This window comes from Nonomuraea sp. NPDC049784 (genome assembly GCF_040659615.1).
In the GTDB taxonomy this organism is placed as follows: domain Bacteria; phylum Actinomycetota; class Actinomycetes; order Streptosporangiales; family Streptosporangiaceae; genus Nonomuraea.
This window is the reverse complement of sequence record NZ_JBFAMX010000528.1, coordinates 1-7177: the sequence shown is the minus strand read 5'-3', so window position 1 is coordinate 7177 and position 7177 is coordinate 1. Positions and strand designations below refer to the sequence as shown.

Genomic DNA, 7177 nt, shown 5'->3' with positions numbered 1-7177 from the left:
CAGCCTTCGACGAAGATGAGATCGCCGTAGCGTACGGTCAGGCGATCGCAGACGGTGTGGACGGTGCGCGGCCAGCGCCAATGACGGCTGCCGCAGATCAGTACGCAGGACAGATTCGGACGGAGCATCACGCTCTCCCCCTGAGGTTGCGACCAGGCGATCAGCGGCACAGGGCAAGGCGGGTTCCGCCGACTGTGCCGCTGCCCGCGCCGCCGTGATCTGGCGGCGCCCTCATGGGGCTTTGGTTGCTTGCTCGGAGCGTGGTCAGGCGTGAGGTGAGCTCTAATACTCGACCGGGCCTACCGCACGATCAACGGCCGTAGCAGGCGGCGGAGAACGAGGGCCTGCTTCGGGTGATGAACGACAGAGGGCGGCCGGTTAGCTGGCGGCCGCCAGAACGCAAGCCATCGGATGCTGGCGTGGTACGAAAGGTTCAGGGGTGAGGTGGCACACGTTCGGGTCGGCGTCGTCACCCTGCGGAGGGGCCGCTTCCCAGCGCATCGTGAACCCACCGCCCAGGTCCACGATGATCGTCCTCATCGTGCCAGTGCCCTGGTCGGTGAACGATCGGCCCATGTTCCTCAGGCGCTCGGCGATCACGTTCATCACAGCGGCGTCCGCAGAAGGGACCACCTTGACGGCGTGCGTCGGCAGGGCCTCATTCGGCAGCGATTCCAGCAGCCGAAGCAGGGTTTCCATGCTGGCGAAGCGGTGGATGCGTTCCATGCGGGGATCCATGATGGCGAACTCCTTGCGAACCAGGGTCAGCGAGACAGCACCGAAAGGGGGGAGGGAGACGGCGACCGGCTCAGCTCAACGCAGCTAGTCAGCCGTCGGACGGTAGAGCCCCTCGCGCCAGGCCGGTTGAAGTCGGCGGGCGCGAGGAAGGTGAATACTCCAGGGGGTCCCGGGTCCGGCGAGACCTGTGCCAACAGGACTGCGATCCGAACCCGGGGTCCTATGTGGTTAGAACGGCGGCTGACCGGGCTGACCCTGGGGCTGACCGGGCACCCCGTACCCGTACCCGTTCCAGGTGCCGCTCGCCGGCGGTGCACCGGCCGTGGCGCCTGCCATCGCGGGATCGCCCTGATGGGGAGCCCATCCCGCCTCGGGGCCGGGCACGGACGTCCAGTTCTGGTCGGCAGCCCCCGCCGGAGCGGGTGCGGATGGGCGCTGCCGCGTGGCGTTCTGCCAGTCCTCGGGGGCTCCCTGGTCCCGCGTACGGGAGGTCACTGCAGCGGTCGCGTTCGCCAGAGACGGACCGGCCGAGTCCACCTCGATCTCGTAGACGGTGCGCTTCTCGCCTTCCTTCGTCTCATACGAGCGCTGCCGGAGCCGTCCCTGAACGAGAACCGCCATGCCCTTCTTGAAGGTCTCACAGATGTTCTCGGCCATCTTCCGCCAGGCGTTGCAGGTCAGGAAGATGCTGTGACCGTCCTTCCACTCGTTGGAAGAACGGTCCATGTAGCGCGGGGTGTGCCCGATCCGGAACCGGGTGACGGCCTCCCCGGTCGGGGTGAAGCGCAGCTCCGGGTCTTCGACCAGGTTTCCGGTCATGATGATGATCGGCTCGTTCATTCCGAACTCCCTCTGAGACGGGAGTGAGCCCTGGTGGCTCGGGGATCCCGTCCCGACAGGGCATCCGGACCCTTCCGGCGAGCAAGAGGGGTGCAAGGGATCTTTCCGGCCGCCGGGCCGTCAAGATTTTTTGCGCCTTCGCGCCCTTGGGGTTGGGGCGTGAGGCGAAGGCGCAAAAAATCTTGTAAGGGCGGCTGGAAGGCCCTTGCGGCCCGGCTCGACGGAGGGTCAAATGCCTGCGGTCGGGGACGGGATGTCCGTCGCCATCAGGCCAATCTTCACCACCTGTACCCTCACCGGGTCTTTCTCGGGTGGCGCGGCGCCCTTGGGCCCCCGCCACCCAAGGTTAACCGGGGGATCTGCCGGGCGTTGGAGCCAGTTGCTGGGGCCGCGGCGCGGAGGCGGGCGCGCGCCGTGCGGGCTGCGCGGGACTAGCGCTCATCCGGTCTGCAGTGCTGGAGCGCGTGGCAGCAGCCTGCTGCCGGGCAGATTCACGATCGGCAGTCTGCGCTGCTGCCGGGATGGGCCGATTCGGCAGTGCGGGCACGGTGTTGATGTAGTTGATCAGATTGGCGTGATCAACCTCAAACCACTGTTGGCGGCCGTTCTTGAGCCGCAGGCTCCACAGCATGATCTTTGGGTTGTCGCTGGGCGACATGAAGACTTCGGCGATCGGTCCGCCCGGAGGTCCAGGCACCCTGGTCGGCCGGTCCAGCCCTCCCAAGAGGCCGTCGTGGCGGATAGGGACGGCGGAGGGCCAGCCCTCCGTGCGCCAATAGGTCACCTGTGGCTGATCAGCCCGCCAGGACAGCTCTGCCCGCTGGGGCTTACGCCCGCCGGGTTCGTAGGTTTGCATCTGCATGGGTTCCCGCACCTGTGAAGGCGGCTGCTGCGAACCCGGGTGCTTCGCCGGCGCCCCTTCGTGGGACTTAGCAGCCGCTGGCGTTTCGGTGCGTCGGGCTGCGTCAGCGGTGAGCGTTGGCAGGCTCGGCACGGCGTTGATGTGGTTGACCAGGAGAGCCTGAGGGATTTCGTAGGAGGCCTGTCGTCCATTGCGTAGGCGCACGGTCCACAGCGCGGTGGCAGGGCTGTTGGGGCTGGGCGCCATGGCAATTTCGGCCACCGGGTCCTGGCCAGGCGCGCTCGTCGCTTGCCGAATGCCTTTCATCAGGTACTCGTGCGGGATGGGCAGCGGGAACTTCCACCCTTCCATGTACCAGTACGTGACGTGCGGTTGGTCGGCCCGCCACAGCAGTTGCCCACGCGCCGTTTCGCGGAGATCGCCGGTGACCGCCTGCGCCTGGAATTGCTGCCGGACCAGCGGCTGCGCAGCCGTGGCGCGGCCGGTGGCCATTTGCTGCCGCGAGACTTTCTCAGCCGCCAGGTCGGCGCGTGACTTGCGGGCCGGGTCAGCCTGGCCGAGAAAGCGAGTGATGTCGCTGCGGTTCACGTTCAGCCAGAGACTGTCACCGTTGGGCAACTGCACCGACCACGCCAGGGCTGAGTCGCTCGTGGCTGGTTGGATGCGCAGCCCGCCCTGGGTGAATCCGTTCACGCGAACCTGACCGGCCAGGCCTGCCCGTATCGCTGTGAGCGGAACCGGCAAAGGGGTGTCCCACCCGGGCTGGTCCGGCACGCTCAAACGAGCGATGTCTGGGGCCTGGCGTTCGTAGAACAGCCATGCTGTGCGCCGCACTGGCTGGCCGGCGGATGTATAGACGAAGATGGACAGTTTTTGTCTCACTTCGCCGAGCTTGAGTGACTGGTTGACGAGCTGGTTTTGGCGCAGCTTGTTGTCCGCGCGTTCGAGGATGCGCTCAGCACGTTGGGCCTCACCCTCACCGCGCCGGTCGGGGTCGGGCAGGCGTCGGAGGAACTGCTGCACCTTCTGCGTGGAGGTGGCGAAATAGGCCGCGGGGCGGCCATCGGGCTGCAGGTCGAGGCCGAACCACAGCTGTTTGCCCTTGGGGGCCATGCGCACGCCTTGCACCGACACATCGCGTTCGGTGCCGGCGGCCAGGGCATCACGGGGGATGGTCAGCGGCCGCGGTCGCCCTTCCACCGTGACTTCGATCATGTCGGGGTCGTTGCGCTGGGCGCTTAGCCACGCCTGCTGCCGGATCGGTCCGTCGGGACTCGGCACGAAAATGGCGATCTTGGCCATGATGTGCGGGTCTGGCGGAGGGCGGCGGGGGCTGGCCGTGGCGGTCAGGCCGCGGTTGCCGGTCAGCGTCTCGCGGAAGGCCTTGGCGCGGCCGGGGATGCGCTCGGCGATCTTGGCCTGGGTTTCCGGGTCAGGCCACGGCAGGATGCCGACCACGAGAATAGTGTCGCGGTAGTCCTCGATCGGCTCGCTGGAGGCCAGTCGGGAGGTCGCCGACTCAACAGGGGTCGCGTTCGCGCGACGCATCTGCTCGTAGCGTTCCTGCGTTGCCAGCCCGCGAGCGAGCGCGCTTGTGCCGCTCTTGAGGGAGGCGATGGCGCTCGCCAGCGTTTCCATGCGCAGGCGGGCTGGCCAAGCAGAGTGGGACAGCACCGGCGCGGCCAGGACTTGGGTTACACCTGCCCGGTTGAGCTGCTGCGCCTGCTGGCGTTGCTCTTCGACGAGCTTCGGCCGGTACGTCAGGCGTGTGGTGGCCCTGCCGTCATAGACGGGCACCAGGTCCTCGCCCTCGACCGGGGCGTGCACCACGTTGGCCCGGGGCGCCAGCGGGGAGCGGACGATGTCATAGATGATCTGATAGGTGGGCTGCTGGTCCGGTGCCGTGCTGACATAGCGGGGCCGCAGCCCCGTCAAGTCGTATTCTTCAGCGACACGCTGGCTGGCGGCGCTCGGCGGCGGGGTGCCTGCGGGCGGTTCACGGTGGACGTCGCCGCTTTGCTGGCCGCTCATGGCCAGGCTGGTAAGTTCTTCCCGGACCGCCCTTTTCAGCGGCCCAGGCGGTAGCGCGTTCCACTCGAGTTCGGCTGCCGCGTTGAAGCGCAATTCATACTTGCGAGCCTGTGGCAGTGCAGTGGCAATGGAGCGCTCGAAGTCTTCTTGGGGCGTCCGTTCGGCGTTGCGGACGCGCGGGCGCTGCGCCACACGCGGTGCCAGACCGTTGTTCGCGCGGACGGCGTCGTTGCGGTCGCCGACTCTGACGATTTCGGCGCCGGGACTGCTTCTGAGCGCCTTGGAATAGGCCAGCGGCTGCTTGGCGTTGGTGGCCAATTGATGGACCAGCGTGCGTTCCTGCAGCGCGGTCACCCGCTCGATGATGAAGTCCTCGCTGAGCGGCTGAGGCTTGACGGCGAGAATCTGCACAGCGTCGCGGCCCGTGGGTGATTGCCTGGCGGGAACCACCCGGTACAGGATGCGGCCTTGCACGCGCGGCATCGTCCGTTCGGCGGCCACTATTTTCGCATCGGTGTGCGAGGCGTCAGCGGGCAGCACCGCCAGCACCTGCACGGTCGCTCGCCCAACCGGCGCTTTCGTCTTTTTGAGTTTCCGTTCGTTGGTGACGCGGGCCTCAGGCCACGGCGAGCTGGTGTAGGTGTAGAGCACGTGGTGTTTGTCGTCCAACTCCGCGCGATAGAGGTGCTCCAGCAAGGGGTTGGTGGAGCGGAGCCAATCGTGCTTGCCTTCCTTGTGCCAGGCGTCGAAGTCTTTGGCCTTGAGGTGCGCGAGTTCTTCGATGGTGTCCAGAGCCTTGCATGCTGCTTTGAACGGCAGCGCGTCGAGCTCCTGCTCCAGCTGAGCCGTGACCGTCAGGAGGTTTCTGGAGGGGTTGATCAGCGACCGCAGCTCGCCTTCGAACGAGAGGCGCCGCTGGCCGAGCTCATCGAGGCTGACGAGGGCGAAGTCTGCTTCGTACCATTTGCCGATCTTCTTGGGATCGCCTGCGAGTCTGCCCTCAGAGCTATGAAGGTCGTAGACCAGGCTCTGTACCCGCATGACGGCTTGAGCCAGGTCGCCTGAGCCGGCTTGGCCGTCATGCTGTAACGCGACCAGATCGTCCTTGCTGCCGGGTTCCCAGATGATGTCCCGGCGGGGTCTCACGTCGAGCTGCGCCTTCGGCGGCGGCCGGTGGCTGCGGTCGGCCTTGATGGTGGGCCCGGAGTCGAATTGTCGGGCGTCGTCATCGACTTGTCGTCGATCTGGACCGGCAACCTCCTCGGCATGCCCGTCGCCCCAGGTTCGGTCGACGCGATGGGTCCAAGCGTCGACTTCTCGGTCAGCCATCGTGACCCCGCTGATCGGAGACCAGCCAGCTTTCTGGTGGGGACATGTCCTCCGGCTCAGGGACGTCGCCTTCAGTCAGATCCTCCTGGTCTTCCACGGGCATCACAAACGCCTCACCAGAGGCGGCCTGCACCTGGTGTAGACGCCACGCGTGCTGGAGAGCCGCCAGGACCTCCTTGGAGATCAGGTATGCCCGCTCGCCGTTGGCGGTGACGACTTCCACCAACTCGGCCGCGGCTCCAGCAGCGTCGAGCGCCGCCACGCGCTCAGCCAGCTCACCGGAGACAACTACCGCCGCCGCGTCCGGCTCGTCATGGGAAGGGATCATCCTTCCGTTATAGCGCTTTCACCGGCGTCTCCGACAGTCTTGACTCAATAATGTCAAGACGGTGCGGCCGCCTCATGAGGAACAGGGGCCCTCTCGGAACAAGCTTCTCCGTCGAGCGAGATCATTGCGGATATCCGGCTTGAGCCATAGAGCGCACCTGTTCCGGCTCCTGGGATCCGGCCGATCACGTGGGGACAGGTTCGTCGCGGATCATTGAAACCCACGGACGTATTGGACCTCGGAGTCGCCTACGGTCAGCCGCCGGTCTCATCAGTGGTGCCAGGCTGACCGAGAGGCCACCGATGCGATCTTTATACTAGAAACCATACAGAAGGTGAATTCTGTTTGGTTTAGGCCAATGAATCCCTTTTTACTGGACGTAGATCACCGTGACGGTTGGGTTCGTGGTCAGCGCCGCCTCCGCCACCGCTGCACCGGTCGCTCTTCACATCTCACGGTCGGCCACGCCGCGACGGGGTCGCTCAGCGGGCCTGACGGCTCGTTTTGCGGTGGATTCACCTCCCCGGGGGCCCGCCTCGCCGCGCCATACCGCGGGTGCCTGCCCTGGGCTGTGCCTTCGCACCCCGCTCACGCTCAAGCTGTTCTCGTCGCGCTCGGGCTCGCGCCCGGGCCAGGTTGGCGTCGCGTGGGTCGGGCTGTTCGCTGGCAGCGTCCTGAACAGGCGGAGAGGCGATTTGCCGCTGGTCGCGGCGTCGTCGTTCTTCGTCGGCGGCGACCCGCGCAGCTGCCTCGTCGGCGCGTTGCCAGCGCTGGGGGTCGACATTGGCCGACCCAGCGGCTGCCTCGCGTGCGAGTTCTTGAATGCGCAGGGCCGCCCGGGGAGATGCCGCCGCCAGCATGCGGCGGGCGTTCTCCGCCGCTTCATGCCACTGCTGTGAGCGCAGTAGCGCAGCTTGTTGGCGGCGATGTTCAGACGCCGGGTCTTGCTGGGCAGAGGGAGTAGGGGCAGGAAAGCAGCGTTGGCTGGGTGGTAGGCCCGGCTGGCCCGAGGCGCGGCACCAGGCGCGCAGTCGGCCCCGCATGAGAAA

4 protein-coding genes are annotated in these 7177 nt (G+C 66.7%); all 4 read right to left on the bottom strand.

The genetic code is table 11. The features are described 5' to 3' along the window. Nucleotides 1-378: 378 nt before the first annotated feature. Nucleotides 379-738: a hypothetical protein gene (locus AB0J09_RS50630; protein ID WP_360708511.1), complete on the bottom strand. Its 360-nt coding sequence runs from the start codon at nucleotides 736-738 to the stop codon at nucleotides 379-381. Nucleotides 739-966: 228 nt separating this feature from the next. Continuing rightward, entirely contained in the window at nucleotides 967-1578 is a 612-nt protein-coding gene (gene ssb, locus AB0J09_RS50625) for a single-stranded DNA-binding protein (protein WP_360708508.1), read from the bottom strand. A gap of 346 nt (nucleotides 1579-1924) precedes the next feature. Beyond that, nucleotides 1925-5800 carry a hypothetical protein gene (locus AB0J09_RS50620; protein ID WP_360708505.1) on the bottom strand — a complete coding sequence of 1292 codons (3876 nt, stop codon included), beginning with the start codon at nucleotides 5798-5800 and terminating at the stop codon, nucleotides 1925-1927. Beyond that, nucleotides 5793-6128 (bottom strand): hypothetical protein, encoded by a 336-nt coding sequence (locus AB0J09_RS50615; RefSeq protein WP_360708502.1) that lies wholly within the window; start codon nucleotides 6126-6128, stop codon nucleotides 5793-5795. The genes AB0J09_RS50620 and AB0J09_RS50615 overlap by 8 nt, the downstream gene beginning before the upstream one ends. Nucleotides 6129-7177 lie beyond the last annotated feature (1049 nt).

What these genes read in the sequence shown, in the direction of transcription:
- ssb (WP_360708508.1), bottom strand. Translation starts at nt 1,578, where the DNA reads ATGAACGAGCCGATCATCATCATGACCGGAAACCTGGTCGAAGACCCG.
- AB0J09_RS50620 (WP_360708505.1), bottom strand. Translation starts at nt 5,800, where the DNA reads ATGGCTGACCGAGAAGTCGACGCTTGGACCCATCGCGTCGACCGAACC.
- AB0J09_RS50630 (WP_360708511.1), bottom strand. Translation starts at nt 738, where the DNA reads ATGGATCCCCGCATGGAACGCATCCACCGCTTCGCCAGCATGGAAACC.
- AB0J09_RS50615 (WP_360708502.1), bottom strand. Translation starts at nt 6,128, where the DNA reads ATGATCCCTTCCCATGACGAGCCGGACGCGGCGGCGGTAGTTGTCTCC.